This is a genomic window from Bifidobacterium sp. LH_413, from assembly GCF_056357015.1.
The window spans coordinates 554,338-574,289 of sequence record NZ_JBKEVK010000001.1; the positions used below are offsets into that span (position 1 = coordinate 554,338).

14 protein-coding genes are annotated in these 19,952 nt (G+C 67.2%); 6 read left to right on the plus strand and 8 right to left on the minus strand.

Going from position 1 to position 19,952, the window contains the following annotated elements:
* Nucleotides 1–4: 4 nt before the first annotated feature.
* Together fruF and fruG are read left to right on the plus strand one after the other, a co-directional pair.
* Entirely contained in the window at nucleotides 5–1,078 is a 1,074-nt protein-coding gene (fruF, locus tag AC1AYN_RS02080; RefSeq protein WP_476501956.1) for a fructose ABC transporter permease FruF, read from the plus strand.
* Nucleotides 1,075–2,097, plus strand: a complete 1,023-nt coding sequence (fruG, locus tag AC1AYN_RS02085; protein WP_476501955.1) for a fructose ABC transporter permease FruG — start codon at nucleotides 1,075–1,077, stop codon at nucleotides 2,095–2,097. Before fruF ends, fruG begins: the two co-directional genes overlap by 4 nt.
* Before the next feature lie 1,035 nt (nucleotides 2,098–3,132).
* Here the strand turns inward: fruG and AC1AYN_RS02090 are convergent.
* The 4 genes from AC1AYN_RS02090 to AC1AYN_RS02105 all read right to left on the minus strand — a co-directional run bounded on the left by AC1AYN_RS02090 (nucleotide 3,133) and on the right by AC1AYN_RS02105 (nucleotide 10,149).
* A complete protein-coding gene (locus AC1AYN_RS02090) occupies nucleotides 3,133–4,617 on the minus strand; it encodes an MDR family MFS transporter (protein ID WP_476501954.1) in 1,485 nt (494 codons plus the stop codon).
* Nucleotides 4,618–4,833: 216 nt separating this feature from the next.
* Nucleotides 4,834–5,139, minus strand: a complete 306-nt coding sequence (locus AC1AYN_RS02095; protein WP_476501953.1) for a YhbY family RNA-binding protein — start codon at nucleotides 5,137–5,139, stop codon at nucleotides 4,834–4,836.
* A gap of 114 nt (nucleotides 5,140–5,253) precedes the next feature.
* Nucleotides 5,254–9,468 carry an ATP-dependent RNA helicase HrpA gene (hrpA, locus tag AC1AYN_RS02100; RefSeq protein ID WP_476501952.1) on the minus strand — a complete coding sequence of 1,405 codons (4,215 nt, stop codon included), beginning with the start codon at nucleotides 9,466–9,468 and terminating at the stop codon, nucleotides 5,254–5,256.
* Between the two features lie 27 nt (nucleotides 9,469–9,495).
* Nucleotides 9,496–10,149, minus strand: coding sequence for a class I SAM-dependent methyltransferase (locus tag AC1AYN_RS02105; RefSeq protein ID WP_476501951.1), 654 nt, complete (start codon nucleotides 10,147–10,149; stop codon nucleotides 9,496–9,498).
* 233 nt (nucleotides 10,150–10,382) lie between these two features.
* Between AC1AYN_RS02105 and hflX the strand changes: the two genes are divergently transcribed.
* Together hflX and AC1AYN_RS02115 are read left to right on the plus strand one after the other, a co-directional pair.
* Nucleotides 10,383–11,822: a GTPase HflX gene (hflX, locus tag AC1AYN_RS02110; RefSeq protein WP_476502038.1), complete on the plus strand. Its 1,440-nt coding sequence runs from the start codon at nucleotides 10,383–10,385 to the stop codon at nucleotides 11,820–11,822.
* Nucleotides 11,823–12,056: 234 nt separating this feature from the next.
* Nucleotides 12,057–13,019, plus strand: a complete 963-nt coding sequence (locus AC1AYN_RS02115) for an L-lactate dehydrogenase (RefSeq protein WP_163196046.1) — start codon at nucleotides 12,057–12,059, stop codon at nucleotides 13,017–13,019.
* A 246-nt stretch (nucleotides 13,020–13,265) separates the two neighbouring features.
* On the opposite strand, the gene AC1AYN_RS02120 is transcribed toward AC1AYN_RS02115, so the two are convergent.
* Together AC1AYN_RS02120 and lexA are read right to left on the minus strand one after the other, a co-directional pair.
* Nucleotides 13,266–14,219 carry a cation diffusion facilitator family transporter gene (locus AC1AYN_RS02120; protein WP_476501950.1) on the minus strand — a complete coding sequence of 318 codons (954 nt, stop codon included), beginning with the start codon at nucleotides 14,217–14,219 and terminating at the stop codon, nucleotides 13,266–13,268.
* A gap of 135 nt (nucleotides 14,220–14,354) precedes the next feature.
* On the minus strand, nucleotides 14,355–15,122 hold the full coding sequence (gene lexA, locus AC1AYN_RS02125) for a transcriptional repressor LexA (RefSeq protein ID WP_476531755.1): 768 nt from the start codon (nucleotides 15,120–15,122) through the stop codon (nucleotides 14,355–14,357).
* Between the two features lie 154 nt (nucleotides 15,123–15,276).
* Between lexA and AC1AYN_RS02130 the strand changes: the two genes are divergently transcribed.
* Together AC1AYN_RS02130 and nrdR are read left to right on the plus strand one after the other, a co-directional pair.
* Entirely contained in the window at nucleotides 15,277–15,570 is a 294-nt protein-coding gene (locus tag AC1AYN_RS02130; protein ID WP_476531757.1) for a LysM peptidoglycan-binding domain-containing protein, read from the plus strand.
* A 68-nt stretch (nucleotides 15,571–15,638) separates the two neighbouring features.
* Nucleotides 15,639–16,079 (plus strand): transcriptional regulator NrdR, encoded by a 441-nt coding sequence (nrdR, locus tag AC1AYN_RS02135; RefSeq protein WP_476502037.1) that lies wholly within the window; start codon nucleotides 15,639–15,641, stop codon nucleotides 16,077–16,079.
* Nucleotides 16,080–16,227: 148 nt separating this feature from the next.
* Here nrdR and serA read toward each other — a convergent pair whose 3' ends face one another.
* Together serA and AC1AYN_RS02145 are read right to left on the minus strand one after the other, a co-directional pair.
* Entirely contained in the window at nucleotides 16,228–17,427 is a 1,200-nt protein-coding gene (gene serA / locus AC1AYN_RS02140; protein WP_476531759.1) for a phosphoglycerate dehydrogenase, read from the minus strand.
* Nucleotides 17,428–17,437: 10 nt separating this feature from the next.
* Nucleotides 17,438–19,717 (minus strand): HelD family protein, encoded by a 2,280-nt coding sequence (locus AC1AYN_RS02145; RefSeq protein ID WP_476531761.1) that lies wholly within the window; start codon nucleotides 19,715–19,717, stop codon nucleotides 17,438–17,440.
* Between the last annotated feature and the right edge of the window lie 235 nt (nucleotides 19,718–19,952).

Here is a 19,952-nt window from a genome sequence, read left to right on the forward strand (position 1 = left end):
GATGATGGCTGATAAGAAGCAAGCGGACGAGAAGAACAACATCGTCAAGAAGCTGCTCTCCTCTAACATCACCGTCGAGGTGGTCGCACTCATCCTGCTGGTTTTGCTGTGCACCGCGTTTGATCACGCGTTCCTCTCCCTGCAGTGGAACGACAACACGGGCGGTCTCGCCGGCCCGATCATCACGATGCTTCAGGAATCCGCCCGATACCTGATGATCGCCACCGGCATGACGCTCGTCATCTCCACCGCAGGTATCGACCTCTCCGTCGGTTCCGTCATGGCGGTCGCCGGCGCGGCCGCGATGCAGGCGCTGTCCGGAGGCACCAACGTGTGGCTCTCCATCCTGCTGGCCCTCGTCATCGGTCTGGCCGTCGGCTGCATCAACGGCGCGCTCGTCGCGTTCCTCGGCCTCCAGCCGTTCATCACCACGCTGATCATGATGCTCGCCGGCCGTGGCCTCGCGAAGGTCATCACCTCCGGCGAGAACACCGACGCCTCCGCGGTCGCCGGCAGCGAACCGCTCAAGTGGATGGCCAACGGCTTCATCCTGGGCATCCCGGCCAACTTCGTGATCGCCGTCGTCATCGTGATCCTCGTCGGCCTGCTGTGCCGCAAGACCGCCATGGGCATGTTCATCGAGGCCGTCGGCATCAACCCCGAAGCCTCCCGCATGACTGGCATCAAGCCCAAGCAGATCCTCTTCCTCGTCTACGCGATCTCCGGCTTCCTCGCCGCCATCGCCGGCCTGTTCGCCACCGCATCCGTGATGCGCGTCGACGTGGTCAAGACCGGTCAGGATCTCGAGATGTACGCCATCCTCGCGGTCGTCATCGGCGGCACCTCGCTGCTCGGTGGTAAGTTCTCCCTCGCTGGCAGCGCCGTCGGCGCCGTCATCATCGCCATGATCCGCAAGACCATCATCACCCTCGGCATCGATTCCGCCGCAACCCCGGCCTTCTTCGCCGTCGTCGTGATCGTGATCTGCGTGATGCAGGCACCCAAGGTTCGTAACCTGAGCGCGGAACTCAAGCGTAAGCGCGCGCTCAAGTCCTCTGAAAAGGCGGTGGCAGCATGACAAACGCTACGGCAACCCCGGCCAAGAAGGCCGTGAAGAAGACGCGTCGCATCGACGCACAGATGATTCCGACCATCGCGGCCGTCGTCATCTTCATCCTGATGATGATCATGGGCCAGGCGCTCTTCGGCACCTACCTGCGACTCGGCTTCATCTCCACCCTGTTCATCGACCACGCCTACCTCATCATCCTGGCCGTGGCCATGACGCTCCCGATCCTCACCGGCGGCATCGATCTGTCGGTCGGCGCCATCGTCGCCATCACCGCCGTCATCGGCATCAAGATGGCCAACGCGGGCGTTCCCGCCCTCGTCGTGATGGTCGTCATGCTGCTCATCGGCGCGGCGTTCGGCCTGCTGGCCGCGATCCTGATCGAGGAATTCAACATGCAGCCGTTCATCGCGACGCTGTCCACGATGTTCCTCGCCCGTGGTATCGCCTCCATCATCTCCACCGATTCGCTGACCTTCCCGGACAACAACAACTTCGACTGGATCGCGCAGAGCATCACGATCATCGACAACCCGAAGCTGAGCAACGACCTCTACTTCAACATCGGCGTCGTGATCTCGCTCGTGGTGCTGGTGTTCGGCTACATCCTGCTGCACCACACCCGCACCGGCCGCACCATCTACGCGATCGGCGGCTCCCGCTCCTCCGCGGAGCTCATGGGTCTGCCCGTGAAGCGCGCCCAGTTCACGATCTACATCACCTCCGCGACCCTCGCCGCGCTGGCCTCCATCGTGTACATCGCCAACCTCGGTTCCGCGAAGAACACGGTCGGTGTCGGCTGGGAGCTCGACGCCGTCGCCTCCGTGGTCATCGGCGGTACGATCATCACCGGCGGCTTCGGCTACGTCCTCGGCTCCGCCCTCGGCGCCCTGGTCCGCTCCATCATCGACCCGCTGACCTCCGACTTCGGAGTCCCGGCCGAGTGGACGACCATCGTGGTCGGCCTGATGATTCTCGCCTTCGTGGTCCTCCAGCGTGTGGTGACCGCGGTCGGCGAGAAGAAATAGGCGATGATCGGTCCGGGGGAGGCGCCGCCCGGCGCGGCGGTTCCCCCGGACCGATCGGAGCCCCGCAGCGGTCGCCGTCTACCGTGATGACGACCGCGGTGATAACCGAACATCGTGATAACTGAATACCGATAACTGAATAAGCGATAACTGAACATGGAGACCGGCGGGCGATACGCCATCGGTGCCCGCAAAGGCAATCCTCCTCGCCTTGAAGCAACGAGAGCTTCGCGCGGGGACCGTACGGTGACACGTCCGCCGGCATCCACCCTCTCTCTTCCTTCATTTCCTTCCTTTCATCCGCGTGTGGCCCGTCCCGAGATCCCTCGGGACGGGCCACACGCGTTGTTTCGGAAGTTCCCCATGAACTTACTTGTGGCTCATGGCTCGCGGCTCGCGGTGCGGAACGGAATTCGTATCTCTCAGCAACTTCGTATCTCCATGCGATCCGCCCCGAGGCTGCGTAAGGAATCCCGGAAAAGAGGGGGAGCCGTCCGGGAATCCTCGCACCGACTCGTTCTCTGCGCAATACATCCCGGACGATTGGGACGGAACCGGGATTTCTCGCGCCGATGGCTGTGCCGACGATTATTGTCGTCGGTGACCCGATACGAAAAATCCCGGAAACCGCTGAAGATCTCCGGGATTTCTTGCGCCGGGCTGCGACGCGATCGAGACTGGCTGCTGCGCCAAAGGGCATTGCGGTCGCGGAACGCGTATCCGGGACGATCCGATGCCGTTTGACCACCGGCGTAGAGGTATTTGCGTTGTCAGGGGTGCTTCCGCTCCGATGCGGATCGCCATCTCGCTAACGAGGGGTATCCGTCACCGCACAGGGGCAGGTGCCGACGGCGTTCTGCACCGGGGCCAAGCCATTTCGGCGCCCTCTCTACCCGAGCGGGTACCCCTCGGAGACAAGATGGCTGTCAGTCACCGTCACGAAGTACCCCTTGGAACGTAGTTAACGGTCAGTCGGCCGTCAGTCGGGTGCCGGTCACGTGGTTCGTGTCCCGTTTCGGTCGCCGGACAGACGGTTCATAGCCCGCGACGGGCGCGGGCGCGGAACGCGGCGGCGAGACTCACCCATCCGGCCACGCAGATCACGATCATCGTGGCGAACACCCACTGGCCGCCCACCGCGGTCGCGTGCATGAACTCCGCCGATCCCTCCGCGCCATGACCGGCCTGCGCGACCGCCAGAATCGTCGAGAACAGGGCGGTGCCGGCCGCGCCGCCGAACTGGAGCGCCGTGTTGAAGATCGCATTGCCGTCCGGCGCGAACTCGCGGGGAATCGAACTCAGGGCGCTCGTCATCACGTTCGAGTTGCCGAGCGCGAAGCAGAATCCGAAGATGAAGTAGAAGCCGGCGAGCATCACGGGGGTGAGCCGCAGCGCGAACGCGAACAGCAGCACCGGACCGAGCGTCGCGATGCCGAACGGCACGAGAATCGGCTTCACCGCGCCGAAGCGGTCGTACAGCCAGCCGCCCAGCGGCGCGCACACGGCGCCGATTAGCGCGCCTGGCAGCACCAGCGAACCGGCGAGGAACGCGTTCGTGCCGAGACCCAGCTGCGCCACGTTGGTGATCACGTAGCCGAATCCGATCGACACGATCGGCATCACCAGATAGGCGACCAGATGCAGCAGCACGACCGGATCGCGCAGGATGCCGAGCCTGAGCAGTGGCGAGAACGCGCGCTTCGTCAGCCAGCAGAACGCGGCCAGCGCGGCGAGGCCGACGACCACGCTCACGGCGGCGACCACGGCCGCGCGGGTGGCCGAACGTCCGGCCACGGCGGCGCTCACCGCGACGCCCGCCTGGTTCAATCCGAGGACCATGCCGACGAGCGCCACGACGATCGTCACCACCTGGAACGGGTCGAGGTAGGCGGCCTCGGTGGGGGCCTTCTGTTCGATGCACAGCATGCCGAGCAGCAGCGCGAGCAGGATGAACGGCACGGCGATCACGAAAATCGCGCGCCACGGCAGGACGGTCGTCACCGCGCCGCCGACGGTCGGGCCGATGGCCGGCGCGACCGTGATGACGAGGGAACCGACGCCCATGAGACGCCCGATCTTGGAACGCGGCGACTGTTCGAGGATGATGTTCATCATCAGCGGCGTGGCCACACCCGAGCCGACGCCCTGGATGATGCGGGCGACGATGAGCAGCGGGAACGCGTGCGCGACGATCATGATGACCGAGCCGACGAGCGCCAGCAGCACGGCGGCCACGAAGATCGCCTTCAATCGGAACCGGCGTTTGAGGAACGACGACATCGGCATCGTCGCCGCCACGGTGAGCAGATAGATCGTGGTGATCCACTGCACGGTGGCCGTGTCCACGTGGAATTCGCGCATCAGCGCGGGGAACAGCACCGTCATCACCGTTTCGGTGAGGATGCCGATGAACGCGAGCGCGCCGGTCGCGATGATCGCGCCGATCAGCTTGCCGGGAATCCTCTCGTCCGGCATGACGCCGCGCGCCTGTCCGCTTGTTTCCTTCTTCTGTTCTGTCATTGGTTGCAAAATCCCGTATCATCGTCGCGATGCCCGATACATGGGCGGAATCGCGGATGGCCTGACTGTCCAGGATGCTGAAGCCGGCCCTGGCCGCACGGATCTGCGGAGAGCTCCCGGCGTGTGCAGTGTATCGCGTCACGCTGGACAACGCCGGGAACGGTGGGGAGGGAAGGGGATGGGAAGAGGGAGGAAGCCCCCCGATTGTTCGCGCGATTACTCGCGCACGAGGCGGATGTGCTCGACGTTCTTGCGCTTGGAGCGGCGGAACAGGGTGAAGCGGTTGCCGATGGTCTGCACGACCTCGGCGCCGAGCTGGCCGGCCAGGTTCTCGGCGGCCTCCTTGGCGGTCAGACCGGAGCCGTCCTGTACGCTGAACTTGACGAGCTCGCGGTTCTCCAGGGTCTCGCTCGCCTGCTTGACGAGCGCGTCGGTCACGTCGTTCTTGCCGATGTTGATGAGCGGCTTGATCGTGTTCGCCATGCCGCGCAGCTGCTTGGTCTGCTTCTTGGTCAGTGCCATAGTCGTTTCCTTCGTTTCCTTGATTGCTTGATGGTTGTCCTGATTCGCGTCTCTTCGACGCGGCTTCGCCGTCGCCGGGGTCGTGCGCCGTACCGGGGTATTGTACCGGCAGGGTCAGGCGAGCGCCTTGCGGATGCGGTTCATGCTGGCCGGCTTGGGCGTGCCGAGCTCCTGCGCCCACAGGCTCACGTAGAACTCCTCCAAGAGCCAGCGCGCGTCCGTGGCCTTGCGCATGAGCTCCTCATGCCTCGGGCCGGCGGGTTCGGCCTTCGCCTTGGCCATGGCCTTGTCGACGAGTTGTTTCGCCTCGTCGGCCTCCCACGCCCAGCGGACGTCGCGGTTCTTGTCCGACTTGGCCTTCGTCAGGCGCATGAGGTCGGCGTGCAGGTACCGTTCGATGTGCCGCAGCGAGGCCGGGGGAGCGGCGCCGATGAACCCGGGGTGGACGAGCGTGGCGATGTGCTCGCGGATCGACTGGAGCACGGAGAGCATCGGCAGGTCCGCCTTGCCGGACACCGCCTTGTCCACCTCCGCGTAGCGTTTGAGGATCGCGATCACGTCGCGCGCCACCTGGTAGACGGTGTCCTCGTACACTTCGCGCACGTCGAGCACCGCGTTGGCGAGCGCCTCGTCGTCGGGCAGACGGTCCACGTCGGGCAGCAGTCGTTTGACGGCGGCGAGCTGCAGGTCCTCGACGAGCGCTTTCGTCGACTTGTAGGGGGCGGCGGCGAGCATGAGCGCCTCCGTGCCGAGCCAACGCGACGAGACGCGTTCGTCGGGCAGTCGCAGCGCGTCGAGCGCGCCCCGCCACAGCATCGACGCGCGCGATTCGGTGGTCGCGCCCGCCTTGTGCAGCAGGTTCGCCTGTTCGACGAGTCTGCCTTGGCCGGCGGCCTGGTCGGCCTTGCGGCGCACGGCCTTGCGCGCGGAGACCTGCGCCTCCTGCGCGAACCTGACCTGCAGGGCCTTGAGGTCCTTGCTGGTGCCGAGCGTCTTGACCGCGTTCCTGCCGCGCCTGCGGGCACGTCGGCCGTCGCCGCCGTGCCCGCCGCGTCCGTCGTCCAGCGGCTGCTCGACCGCGAACGTCATCTTCAGGTACGGGGAGAGCCGTTCGACGAGCTCCGGTCCCAGCACTTCGGGGTGGATCTGCGCGCCGACCGTCTCGATCGCGGCGCGCGTGAACACGTGCGCGAGATCCGGCCATGCGGCGCCGCCCGCCGCCCCCGCACCGCCGCCGGCCGCGCCGTCCGCGGCGTCGCCACCGGCGTCCTCCGGCGGCAGGTTCGGCTTGCGCTGCGAGCCGGAGCCGGGCAGGTCCGGGTAGTGGTCGTCGATCCACGCGCGGATCCTGCGCGTCGCGTCGGGCGCGGGTACGAACTGGACGCGCAGCTTCTTCGGCAGCGCCTTGATCATCGCGAGGATGAGCTCGTCGAGCAGGCCGGGCACGTTCCACGTGAACTGTTCCGGTGTGACGCGCGAGAGCGCCTTCAACGGCACATGCACGGTGACGCCGTCCGCCGTGTCGGACGGGTCGTACACGTAGCTCAATCGCAGGTCGATCGGCTGGCCGTCGGTGCCGAGCGTATGCCAGTGGTCCGGATAGTCGTCGAGGCTCACCGATTCGGCGGACTGGAGGCGCTCCACCTTGCTCGGGTCGAAGTCGAGCAGCGTCGGATGCGCGTCATGCTCGCCCTTCCACCATTTGGCGAGGGCGGCGACGCTCGTCACGTCGTGCGGGATGACCGCGTTGTAGAAGTCGAACAGGTCCTCGTCGGACACGGTCTCGGCGATCTGACGCGTGCGGTTCGCGTCGTCCGCCGCCTCCTCCAGCTGTTTGAGGTTCTTCGCTACGAAGTCGTCGTAGCTGAACCGCTGCTGGACGTCGCCCTCCACGAGGCCTTGACGCAGCAGGAAGTCGCGCGCCTCCAACGGGTTGATGCGTCCCCACTGCACGGTGCGGTCCTGCACGATTGGCAGACCGTAGAGGAGCACGCGCGCGGTCGCCACGGCCGAGCCGCGCGAACCGGACCAGTGCGGCTCCGCGTACGTGGTGCGCGTGAGCGTGCCGGCCAGCGGCTCCGCCCACGCCGGGTCGATGACCGCCGAATACCGGGCCCATAGGCGCGACGTCTCCACCAGTTCGGTGGACATCACCCAGCTGGGCGTCGACTTGGCGACGGCGGAGGCGGGGAACAGGGCGAAATGCGTGCCGCGCGCGCCCAGATAGTCGTTCTTCGACATCTTCTGCGCGCGCTTCAGGGCCCTTGCCCTCGCCGCGCCCTTCAGGTGCGCGTAGTCGGAGGCCTTCGGCTCGCGTACCACCTGCATGCCCATCATCGACAGGAGTCCGGCGAGCATCGACTTGTGGATGCCCTCCGCGTCCCACGAGCAGCACAGCGAATGCGCGGCCTGCTGGTTGATCGGCAGCTGCCGGATCTCGAGGCCGGCGCGCGAGGCGGGCTGCGGCTCGCCCACCTTGAACTTCATCTCGCGGCACATCTGCGTCAACTGGGCGACCAGGTCCTTCCACTGGCGCATCCTCAGCCAGCTGAAATACTCGGTCTTGCAGATGCGGCGCAGCGCGTTGTTGCTCGGATTGCCGTCCGCCTGGAACACGCGGTCCCAGATGTTGAGGGCCGTCAGGAAGTCGGAGGTCGGGTCCGCGTACCGGTTGTGGATGCGGTCGGCCTCCTCGCGCTTCTCGTCCGGGCGTTCGCGCGGGTCCTGCAGGCTCAGGAACGCGACGACGACGAGCACCGCGGCCAGCGTGTTCGGCGACGTGGTGCGCGCCGCCTCGATCACCATGCGTCCGAGTCTCACGTCGATCGGGATGCGCGCCAATTGGCGGCCGATGTGCGTGAGGGTCACCTCGCCGCGCCTCCTCGCCACCGCCTTCAGCTCGGTGAGCTCGTTGAAGCCGTCGGAGACGGCCTTCACGTCCGGCGGGTCGATGAAGCCGAAGCCGGTCACGTCCTCGGCGGTGCGGGCCACGCCCACCGACAGCATGTGCAGCACCACCGCGCCGAGCGAGGTCCTCAGGATCTCCGGCTCGGTGAAGCGCGGGCGCGTCTCGAAATCCTCGCGCGAATAGAGACGGATCGCGATGCCGTCCGCCACACGGCCGCACCGGCCGCTCCTCTGGTTGGCGCTCGCCTGGCTGATCGGCTCGATCGGCAGGCGCTGCACCTTCGCCGTCTTCGAATAGCGGGAGATGCGCGCCGTGCCCGGGTCGACCACGTAGCGGATGCCCGGCACGGTCAGCGACGTCTCCGCCACGTTCGTCGCGATGACGATGCGCTGGTGCGTGTGCGCCTCGAACACCTTGTGCTGGTCCGCGGCGGAGAGGCGCGCGAACAGCGGCATGATCTCGATGGCGTCCGCGCGGCGCATGTCCTCGGCGCGCGGACCGTAATGGTGCCGCAGCGCCGCCTCGAACTCGTGGATGTCGCGCTCGCCGGACGCGAACACGAGGATGTCGCGCGGGCCCCGCTCGTGCGAGGAGTGGATGACGAGCTCGGCGCAGGCGCGCGCCACGGCCGTCGGCATGTCGGTGATGCCGTCGTCCTCATACGACGAGTTCGCGTTGCGCGCCGGCCCGCGGCCACCGCGCGCCGGCCCGTCGTCCTCGCCGGCGATCGCGTTCGCCAGCTCCTCGTAGTCGGCGTCGCCGGGGCGCGCGCCGGTCGCGAAGCCCGGCACCTCGCGCATCAGCGCGGGCGCCGTGCCGAGCGGTTCGTAGACGACCTGCACCGGGTAGGTGCGTCCCGACACCTCGATGACCGGCACCTTCTCGTGCAGGGCGTGTTCGAAATGCTCCTGGAACTTCTCCGAATCGATGGTCGCCGACGTGATGACGAGCTTCAGGTCGCGGCGCTTGGGCAGCAGGGCCGTCAGGTACCCGAGCAGGAAGTCGATGTTGAGGCTGCGCTCGTGCGCCTCGTCGATGACGATCGTGTCGTAGCGGCTCAGCTGCGGGTCGCGTTGGATCTGCGCGAGCAGGATGCCGTCGGTCACGACCCTCAGGCGCGTCTTCGGCGAGCTTTCGTCGGTGAAGCGCACCTGATAGCCGATCTCGTCGCCGAGCCGCACGCCCATCTCGGAGGCGATGCGCTCGGCGACCGTGCGCGCGGCGATGCGGCGCGGCTGCGTGTGCACGATCTGCCTGCCGTGCGTGCCGCGCCCCAGTTCCAGCAGGATCTTCGGCAGCTGCGTGGTCTTGCCCGAACCGGTCTGTCCGGAGACGATCACCACCTGGCTGTGACGGACGGCGTCGGCGATCTCGTCGCGCGCCGCCGAGACCGGCAATTCCGCTGGATATTCGAAACGCATGCTGCTGGGCTGACTTCCTACTGGTCGTTACTTTCGCAAAACCTCAATGATACGGAATCCCTTGGAGCTCGCGTATTTGCCCACCGCATAACCCTCGCCGAGCGCGTCCGCCAGCCACGGGATCAGCGAATCCGAGCCGAGATTCCTCTGCACGACCAGATACGCAGCGCCCGTCCCCGGCTTCAGACGCGGCAGCCACGCCATCAGCAGCGTATGCAGCGCCTCCTTGCCGATGCGGATCGGCGGATTCGACCAGATCGCGTCGAACAGGAGATCGTCCGGCATTGCCTCGCACACGTCGAGCGGCTGGTCGGCGAGCGGCGCGCCCTGCGCGTCCGTCGCCGTCACATGCACGTTCGCGGCGCCGTTGCGACGTGCGTTCGACGCGGTCAGCTCCAGCGCGCGCTCGTTGACGTCCACCGCCCACACGCGCGCCTCGGGCGATTCGGCGGCCAACGCCAGCGAGACCGGGCCCCAACCGCAGCCGAGATCGAGCAGATCGCCCGTCTCGGGAGGTTCGGGCGCCTGCCTGAGCAGCACCGACGTGCCGAGATCGACGCGCGAACCGGAGAACACGCCGTTCGACGTCTCCACGTCCGCCTCGTGGCCGCGCAGGGTGACGTGCATCGTGCGACGCACGTCCTTCGACGTCGGTTCCGCCGCGAAATACTGTTCCGCCATGATGTCCTCAAACTCCTTACCGCCCCGACGCCCGCGTCGCGCGTCGCCCGGACCGTCCGTCCCATGGTGCGCATGCCGGCGCATGTCACCTCAATGATGATAATAAGGACCATAACGCAATCGAGGAACCTTCCGACAGACCAGAGGTGACATTGAGCAGCAGCACCGCAACCCGTGAACCATCGCACGCCAGCAGCACCGGCGAGGAGGCCGTCGCGACGGACGGCGGGGGAGTGCTCGCCGAAGCGTCCGAGGTGCTGCTCGACGAAGGGAACGGCGCCGGCTGGGCGGAACGCCACGACGAGGAGTGGGCGGAACGCGAGTCGCGCAACCAGCTGAAGCACGTCGCCGGCCTCGGCGAGCTTAAGGACGTCACCGAGGTCGAATACCGCAAGGTGCGCCTCGAACGCGTCGTGCTCGTCGGCGTATGGTCGAGCGCGAAGACCACGCAGGCGAAGGCCGAGGAGTCGCTGCGCGAGCTCGCCGCGCTCGCCGAGACCGCGGGCGCCGAGGTGTGCGACGGCCTGCTCCAGCATCGTCTCAAGCCGGACGCCGCCACCTACGTGGGTTCCGGCAAGGCGCGCGAGATCGCCGACATCGTCGCGCGCGAGGAGGCGGACACGATCGTCGTCGATGACGACCTGCCGCCGAGCCAGCGCCGCGGACTTGAGGACGCCGCCAAGGTGAAGGTCGTCGACCGCACCGCCGTGATCCTCGACATCTTCGCCCAGCATGCCACCAGCCGCGAAGGCAAGGCGCAGGTGGAGCTCGCCCAGCTCGAATACATGCTGCCGCGCCTGCGCGGTTGGGGCGGGTCCCTGTCGCGTCAGGCGGGCGGCCGCGCGGCCGGCGCGGACGGCGGCATCGGATCGCGAGGCCCGGGCGAGACGAAGATCGAGATGGACCGACGCGTCATCCGCACGCGCATCGCCCGCCTCAAGCGTCAGATCCGCGAGATGGCGCCCGCCCGCGAGGTCAAGCGCGGCTCGCGCCGGCGCTACGGGCTGCCCACCATCGCCGTCGTCGGCTACACGAACGCGGGCAAGTCGTCGCTGACGAACCGGCTCACCGGATCGACGGAGCTCGTCGAGAACGCGCTGTTCGCCACGCTCGACACGGCCGTGCGCCGCGCGAAGGCGCGCGACGGCCGTCTCTATGCCTACGTCGACACCGTCGGATTCGTGCGTCGTCTGCCCACGCAGCTCGTCGAGGCGTTCAAATCCACGCTGGAGGAGGTCGCCGAGGCCGACGTGATCCTGCACGTCGTCGACGGCTCGCACCCGGACCCGTTCTCGCAGATCGACGCGGTCAACGAGGTGCTGTCCGGCATCGACGGCGCCGAATCCATCCCGCGCATCATCGCGTTCAACAAGGCCGACATGTGCGACGAGACCACGCTGGAACGGCTCGCCGCGCTCGAACCGGACGCGCACATCGTCTCCGCGTTCGACGGCCGCGGCGTCGACGCGTTGCGCGACGCCGTCGAATCGCTGCTGCCCGTGCCCAACGTGCACGTGGACGCGCTCCTGCCGTACACGGCCGGCGCCCTGCTGTCCCAAGTGCGCGAATACGGCCATGTCGAAAGCGTCGAATGGCGCGACGACGGCGTGAAGGTCGTCGCCGACGTCGACGCGCATCTCGCCGCGCGCATCGTCGCCGTCGCCGTCGACTGACGTCGGCGCGGCGGCGTGCGGTGTCGCGCGGCCGCCGTCCAATATCTTCGTGGCTCGCGATGTGACTTTGCCCACATGTGTCGCGCGATGCGCGTGTGAGCGATAACAACGTTGCCGTTGCAAGGATTCCGTCAACCAACGTTCGACGCGTCGTCACGTTATGCGAGTACATTGGTAGCCGTTGGTTGAATGATGCCCGGCAACGGGCATTGACTCTAAGAGAGGTTCATTAACATGGCTGAATTGGTCAACAAGCCCACGAAGCTCGCTGTCATCGGCGCCGGCGCCGTCGGCTCCACCCTCGCGTTCGCCGCCGCCCAGCGCGGCATCGCCCGCGAGATCGTCCTCGAGGACATCGCCAAGGAGCGCGTCGAGGCCGAGGTGCTCGACATGCAGCACGGCTCCAGCTTCTACCCGACCGTCTCCATCGACGGCTCCGACGATCCGGAGATCTGCCGCGACGCCGACATGGTCGTCATCACCGCCGGCCCCCGCCAGAAGCCGGGCCAGTCCCGCCTCGAGCTCGTCGGCGCCACCGTCAAGATCCTCCAGGCCATCATCCCGAACCTGGTCAAGGTCGCCCCGAACGCCATCTACATGCTCATCACCAACCCGGTCGACATCGCCACCCACGTCGCCCAGAAGATCTCCGGCCTGCCCGAGAACCAGGTCTTCGGCTCCGGCACCAACCTCGACTCCGCCCGCCTGCGCTTCCTCATCGCCCAGCAGACCGGCGTCAACGTCAAGAACGTCCACGCCTACATCGCCGGCGAGCACGGCGACTCCGAAGTCCCGCTGTGGACCTCCGCCACCATCGGCGGCGTCCCGATGCTCGACTGGACCCCGCTGCCGGGCCACGAGCCGCTCGACGCCGACACCCGCGAGCAGATCCACCAGGACGTCAAGAACGCCGCCTACAAGATCATCAACGGCAAGGGCGCGACCAACTACGCCATCGGCATGTCCGGCGTCGACATCATCGAGGCCGTCCTCAAGGACTCCAACCGCATCCTGCCGGTGTCCTCCATGCTCAAGGACTTCCACGGCATCTCCGACGTGTGCATGTCCGTCCCGACCCTCATCAACCGCGCCGGCGTCAACACCGCCATCAACACCCCGGTCTCCGACAAGGAGCTCGCGGCCCTCAAGCGCTCCGCCGAGACGCTGAAGGAAACCGCCGCCCAGTTCGGCTTCTGATGAAAACGGCGATGCGCGGAGCGTCTTCGGCGTTGCGGTAGGCTCGACGTACCTTCGTACGCCTTCGCCTCCCGCGCCTTGAAGCCGCACGCGCGCATCACCATTTTCATAGGGTTGATGCCCAACGGCTTTTTTCGTGAAACAACCCCTGTACGGGTGCCTTGTGTGGGCCCGTACAGGGGTTGTTCTTTTCCGGCTCCCGCTGGCGGGAGCTGTCGGACGGAGTCCGACTGAGGGTGGTTCGACCTACTCGTGGAGGGATTCGTCGGAGGGGGAGTCGTAGCCTTCCGGTTCGAGCTGGAACGTGGTGTGGGGGATTGAGACCGGGAAATGCTCGCGCAGGCAATCCTGCAGCTGCTCGAGGATCACCGCCGCCTGCTCCATCGTGAGCCCCCGATCCACCACCACATGCGCCATCAGGAACGGCATGCCCGTCGACACCGTGCTCGCATGCAGGTCATGCACCGCCACCACATGCGGCACCTGCTCCAGATGCTCGCGCACCTCGTCCAGATCCAGCCCCTCCGGCGTCTCCTCCAGCAGCACATGCACCGCCTTGTGCAGCAGCGACACCGCGCGCGGGATCATCATCAGCGCGATCACGCCGCCCGCCACCGCGTCGAAGCCCATCCAGCCCGTCGACATCATCACCAAGGCGGACAGCACCACCGCCACCGAACCCAACGCGTCGTTCATCACCTCGAGGAACGCCGCCTTCATGTTCATGTTGTCGCCGCGCTGCGAAGCCAGGATGAAGATCGACGCCACATTGGCCGACAAGCCTAGGATGCCCACGAACAACAGCAGATTCACGTCGTCGATGCCATGACCGGCACCGCCGAACAGGCGCATGCCCGCCTCCACCAGCGCGTATACGCCCACGATGAGCAGCACCACCGCGCCAGCCGCCGCCGTCAGCACCTCGAGCCTCGCCCAGCCCCACGTGCGCGTGCTGCTCGGCCTGCGGCCCATCAGCACCGCCGTCACCGTCGAGGCGATCAACACCGACATGTCCGTCAGCATATGGCCGGCGTCCACCAGCAGCGCGAGGGAGCCGGTCAGCACCGCGGCCACCACCTCCACGACGAACACCGAAGCCGTCACCGCCAGCGTGGCCGTAAGCCTGCGGCGATGGGCCGCCGCCTCCCGGCCGGATGGCGACGGCGTTGCGGCCGAACCATGCGCATGATCGTGAACCATGACGACACCTCGCTTCCATCGGCCCCACGCAGGTGAGACCGTTTCTCACTACCATTCCCGGTAGCGTCCGAAAACACGAGGACCCCGGCGTTGCGGCCGGGGTCCATGACGATGACGACTATAGCACGCGCGCCGCTACAGGCGGCGCAGCACCGTGACCACGCGTCCCATGATCGTCGCATGCGTGCCGTCGATCGGCGGATAGGCGGGATTGTGCGGCATCAGCCACAGGTGCCCGTTCTCGCTGCGGTACGTCTTCACCGTGGCCTCGCCGTCCAGCAGCGCGGCCACGATGTCGCCGTTCACCGCGTCCTGCTGCTCGCGCACCACCACGAAGTCGCCGTCGCAGATCGCCGCGTCGATCATCGAATCGCCATGGACCTCGAGCATGAAGAGATTGCCGCCGGGGCCCGTCAACCGTTCGGGCAGACGCATCACGTCCTCGACATGCTGTTCGGCGGTGATCGGCACGCCCGCGGCGATGCGGCCCACCAGCGGCACGTCGCGCGACTCCCGCACCGACGCGGACGACGACGCCGGGAACGGCACCACCACGGTGGAATCCTCCGCCATCGGCGAGGAGACGGGGGAGGGGGCGTCGTCGATGCGTTCCGGAGAGGCGCCGAAGGCCGACGTCCCCGCCGTGGGCCGGAGGATCTCGATGGCGCGCCCCTTGTTGGCGTTGAGGCGGATGAACCCCTTCGCCTCGAGCGTCTGCAGCTGGTGCTTCACCGACGAGGGGCTCTTCAGGCCGGCCGCCCGGCCGATGTCGCGGAAGGAGGGGGAGAAGCCGCGCTCGCTCTGATACGTCCTGATCGCGTCGAGGATCATCCGCTGACGTTCCGTCAGCTCCCTCTCGTCCGGTTCGCCGGCGTTCCCCGGCCTGAACGGTACGGTGCCCATGCGCGCTCCTTTCCTGTGAATGATGCAAGCATAGCGCCGAAACGGGCAATCGGCAAAACATATGTTCGACACGGCGGGTTGCGATGTTCGAACATATGTGCCACAATCAAAACAACTGTTCGATGGAACGTCTGTTCGAAAGGATGTGGTCGTCATGGCGAAGACGATGGAACGGGCGGTCGTGGTGGTGTTGGCGGCCGTCGCGATGTGGATCGGCGTGGGCGTGCTGTTCTCCCCGGCGCAGGCGAGAAGCGCCACGGGCGCGATGGAGGTGACGAGCTATACGGTCCAGCCGGGGCAGACGTTGTGGACCTATGCCGAGATGATCACCCCGGAGGGCGGCGACGTGTCCGAATCGGTGGACGAGCTGATGCGTCTGAACGACATGAGCGGCACCGAGGTGCGCGCGGGCCAGCGCATCGTGGTGCCCAGGGACGCGGCGAGGTGACGGGCTCCGGGGCGTGTCGAAACCCCGCCGCGGCGGGGCGCGGGGTGGGTCACGGTATGGTGGATGGCATGCATTGCCCGTATTGTCACCATGCCGAGACGAAGGTCATCGAGACCCGCGTCAGCGAAGACGGCTATTCGATTCGTCGTAGGCGCATGTGCCTGCATTGCAACAAGCGTTTCACCACACTGGAGACCACCACCTTGCTGGTCGAGAAGCGGTCCGGAAGCCTGGAGCCGTTCAACAGGGACAAGGTCATCTCCGGCGTGCGCAAGGCCTGCCAGGGGCGTCCGGTCAAGGAGGACGACCTGAGGAAGCTCGGCCAGCGCGTCGAGGAGGATCTGCGATCCACCGGACAGGCCCAGGTCACCTCCGACGAGGTCGGCAAGGCCATCCTTAAGCCGTTGCGGGAGCTCGACCAGGTCGCTTACCTGCGGTTCGCCAGCGTCTACCAGAACTTCGAGGACCTGTCCGACTTTCAGCGCGCCATCGACGCGCTCAAGGACTGAACGGACCATACCGATCCTCGGCATCTTCGGCAAGGCCCCGGTGTCCCGTTCCGGAACAGGAACGGGACACCGGGGCCTTGCCGTGTCCGTCCCGGGCCGCCGGCGGACGGCGACGAGGACGGACACGCGGCGCGACGGGCGCGACGCGTCAGGAGATCACGCGCATGCGGATGGTCCCCTCGATGGAGCGCAGGGCCTCCAGGGCGGTCTTGGAGGGGCGCTGGGACACGTCGGTCACCACGTAGCCCAGTTCGCCCTCGGTGCCGAGCGACTGCGCGGCGATGTTGATGTTCTCCTCGCCGAGCACGCGGTTCACGCGGGCGAGCACGCCCGGCAGGTTGGCGTGCAGGTGGGCGATGCGGGCCACGCCGCGGTTCGCGCCCAGATTGATCTGCGGCAGGTTCACTGACAGCGAGGTCGAGCCCTTCTCCCAGTAGTCCTCGAGTCGCTGCGAGACGAAGTGGCCGATGGCCTCCTGCGCCTCCAGGGTCGAGCCGCCGATGTGCGGCGTGAGAATCATGTTGTCCTCGTCGGCCAGCGCCGTCTCGAACGGGTCGCCGGTCTTCTTCGGCTCCACGGGGAACACGTCCACGGCCGCGCCGGACAGGTGGCCGGAGTCCAGATGCTGCTTCAACGCGCCGAGGTCGGCGACGAAGCCGCGCGAGGCGTTGATGAAGATCGCGTCCTGCTTCATGTGGGCGAACTGGTCCTCGCCGAAGAAGCCGGTGTTCGACTTGCGGCCGTCCACGTGGATCGTCACCGCGTCCGACTGTTCGAGCAGCTCGTTGAGCGTCGCGCAACGGTGGGCGTTGCCGAGCGCCAGCTTCTCCTCCAGATCGTAGAAGACGACGCGCATGCCCAGGGCCTCGGCGAGCACGCTCAGCTGGGAGCCGATGTTGCCGTAGCCGATGATGCCCAGGGTCTTGCCACGCACCTCATGCGAGCCGGTGGCCGTCTTGTCCCATACACCGTGCTTGAGATGGTGCGTGTGGGCGGGGATGCGGCGCATCAGGCAGATGATGTCGCACAGCACCATCTCCACCACGGATCGCGTGTTCGAATACGGGGCGTTGAACACGGCGATGCCCTGCTCCCCGGCGAAATCGAGATCCACCTGGTTGGTGCCGATGCAGAAGCAGCCGACGGCGGACAGCGTCGGGCGCGCCTCGAGCACGCGGCGCGTCACGCTCGTCTTGGAACGCACGCCGACCACGTCGACGCCGTCCAGCGCGTCGATGAGCTCGTCCTCGTTCAGCGCCCCCTTCATCGTCTCCACTTCGAACCCGTGGTCGCGCAGCGACTTGGCCGCATCCGGGTGAATGTTCTCCAACAACAGTGCTTTAGGCATATTCCCCACCTTAGAGTTCCAGGTCCTTTTCGTCCAATGAGGTCCGCACGATGGCCAGACGCTGCGTCGGACGGGTCATCGCCACGTACAGGTCGGCGGCCGCCACCAGGCGGCTCGGCGCCTCCTGGTCGATGAGCCCGGGCTCGACGAGCACGACCGCATCGTATTCGAGGCCCTTCACCGTCTCGGTGCCGCACACGTCCACCTGACGGTCCCAGGTCTCCTGTTCGGCGAGCCTGCGCGCCTCGTCGTCGCCGAGGACGGCCTTCAGCTGCGGCGCGAGCGCCCGGCGCAGCTCGAAGCGCAGCGCGTCGGGGGCGATCACGGCCACACGGCCCGAACCGTCCTGGGCGACGAAGCGCTTCGCGAGCTCGGCCGCCTGCCGGGCCGCCGCCCCGACCAGCTCGTCGCGCGTGCCCACCGTGGTGCGGGACACGGAATCCGCGATCCGCCGCACCGCGTGCACGGTGGAGATGTAGAGCCCCTGCGCCTCGGCGAACCGCCCGGCCAGGTCGGACACCTCCTGCGGGTTGCGGTAGTCGATGGTCAGCTCGTTGAGGTCCCAGCGGCCGCGGCCGAACAGACGGTTCATCGTCTTCGGCCACGAGCGGGTGCCGCCGAGTGCGCTGGTCTGCGCCACGTCGCCCACGATCGTGAACGAGCGGGACGGGCAGCGGCGCATGAGCATGCGCCAGTCCATGGCGGTGAGCTCCTGCGCCTCGTCGACGACGATGTGCCCGTAGGTCCATTCGCGGTCGCGGCCGGCGCGCTGGGCCGTCGCCTCGCCGTCCGGGCCGTTGATCTGGTCGACGAGCATCTGCGAGGTGACCAGACCGGTGCCGATGCCGTTCTGCGCGAGCGTGTCCTGCGCGAACCGCAGCTGTTCGGCCTGCGCGGCCTCCTCGCGCCGCCGCTTCGAGGCGATCTTCGGGTCCTCGCCGAGCAGCTCCAACGCCTCGTCGAGCAGCGGCACGTCGGAGCGGGTGATGGCCGAGCCCTTCGGACGGGTCAGTTCGGCGACGTCCTCCTCGCCGAGCCAGGGGGCGAAGCGGCGCAGCTTCGCCGGCTTGGAGAACATGTCGTCGATGAGCCACGCGGCGTTCATCGGCAGCCAGGCGAGGTTCAGGGCCACGCGGACCTTGTCGTTCATGCGCAGCAGCGAGACCGCGCGGTTGAGCTCGTCCTGGTCGGGCGTGTAGTCGAGCTGCTCCTCGTAGCGCGTGCGCATCGCGGAGATCATCGACTTGACGAAGGTCTCGCGCGCCTTGTTGTGCGGCTGGCGGGTGCGCTTGGCGTCGCCGATCGCCTGTTCGACGTCCACGGCGAGCATCGGCACGCTCATGCCGTTAATCTGCACGACCGGCAGGTCGGCGGGCACGCGTTCGCGCGCGGCGACGGCGTTGCGCACCGCGTTGGCCATGCGGTGGTCGCCCTTGAGCTGGGCGGCGCGCGGCGAGTCCGTGGCGGTGGCCTCGACGCCGGGGATGAGGTCGGCGATGGTGCGCGAGACCACGCCGGTCTCGCCGAGGGACGGCAGCACCTGGTCGATGTAGTGCAGGAACGTCGTGCTGGGGCCGACCACGAGCACGCCGGAACGCTCCAGTGTGCGGCGGTGCGTGTACAGCAGGTAGGCGGCGCGATGCAGCGCGACCGCCGTCTTGCCGGTGCCGGGGCCGCCCTGCACGACCACCGCGCGGTCCATCGCGGAACGGATGATGTGGTCCTGCTCGGCCTGGATCGTGGCGACGATGTCGGTCATCTTGCCGGTGCGGCGCGAGCTCAGCGAGGCGAGCAGCGCGCCCTCGCCGGTCAGCGTGCCCGATTTGGACGCCTCGCCGACCTGGTCGGAATGGACGTCGAGCACCTCGTCCTCCAAGGCGACCACGTCGCGGAAGCTCAGGGTGATGTGGCGCCGCATCACGATGTCGCCGTGATGGGAGGGGGTCGCCTCGTAGAAGGGCCGTGCGGCCTCGGCCCTCCAGTCGGTGAGCATCGGCACATGCCGTTCGTCGGACAGGCCGATGCGCCCGATGTAGCGGCGCGACCCGGAGACGTCGTCGAGACGGCCGAACACGAGCCGGTCCTCCACGGCGCGCAGCTGGGTGAGCCGGTCCTCGTACATGGTGGCGAACGAGTCGCGTTCGGTCCGTTGGGTGGGCGAGCCATGCGAGCCCGCGGCACGCACGGTGTCGAGACGTTGCCTGGCCTCCGCGCGCAACGCGTCCAGACGGTCGTATGCGCGGCTGACCGCGCGCTGCTCCTCCTCGATCTGCGAGGCGTAACTCGACATGTGTTCCGTTTCCCCTGTTCTGGTCTCCTGAAAACTTGAGTGTTCCAATCTACTCCTCACCCCCAACGAGCGCGGGACGCGGTCCATTCTCCACGGGTGAATTCCCGGTGAATTCCGTCCGCGTGGCGTCCGGGGCGGCGAAAAAGCGCGGATTGTGTGCGCGTGTGGGGAACGATGGGGAAAAGTGGGGTAGAGTGGGGAGGCAGTGTGGTCGGAGTGTGTCTGGATGTCGCGC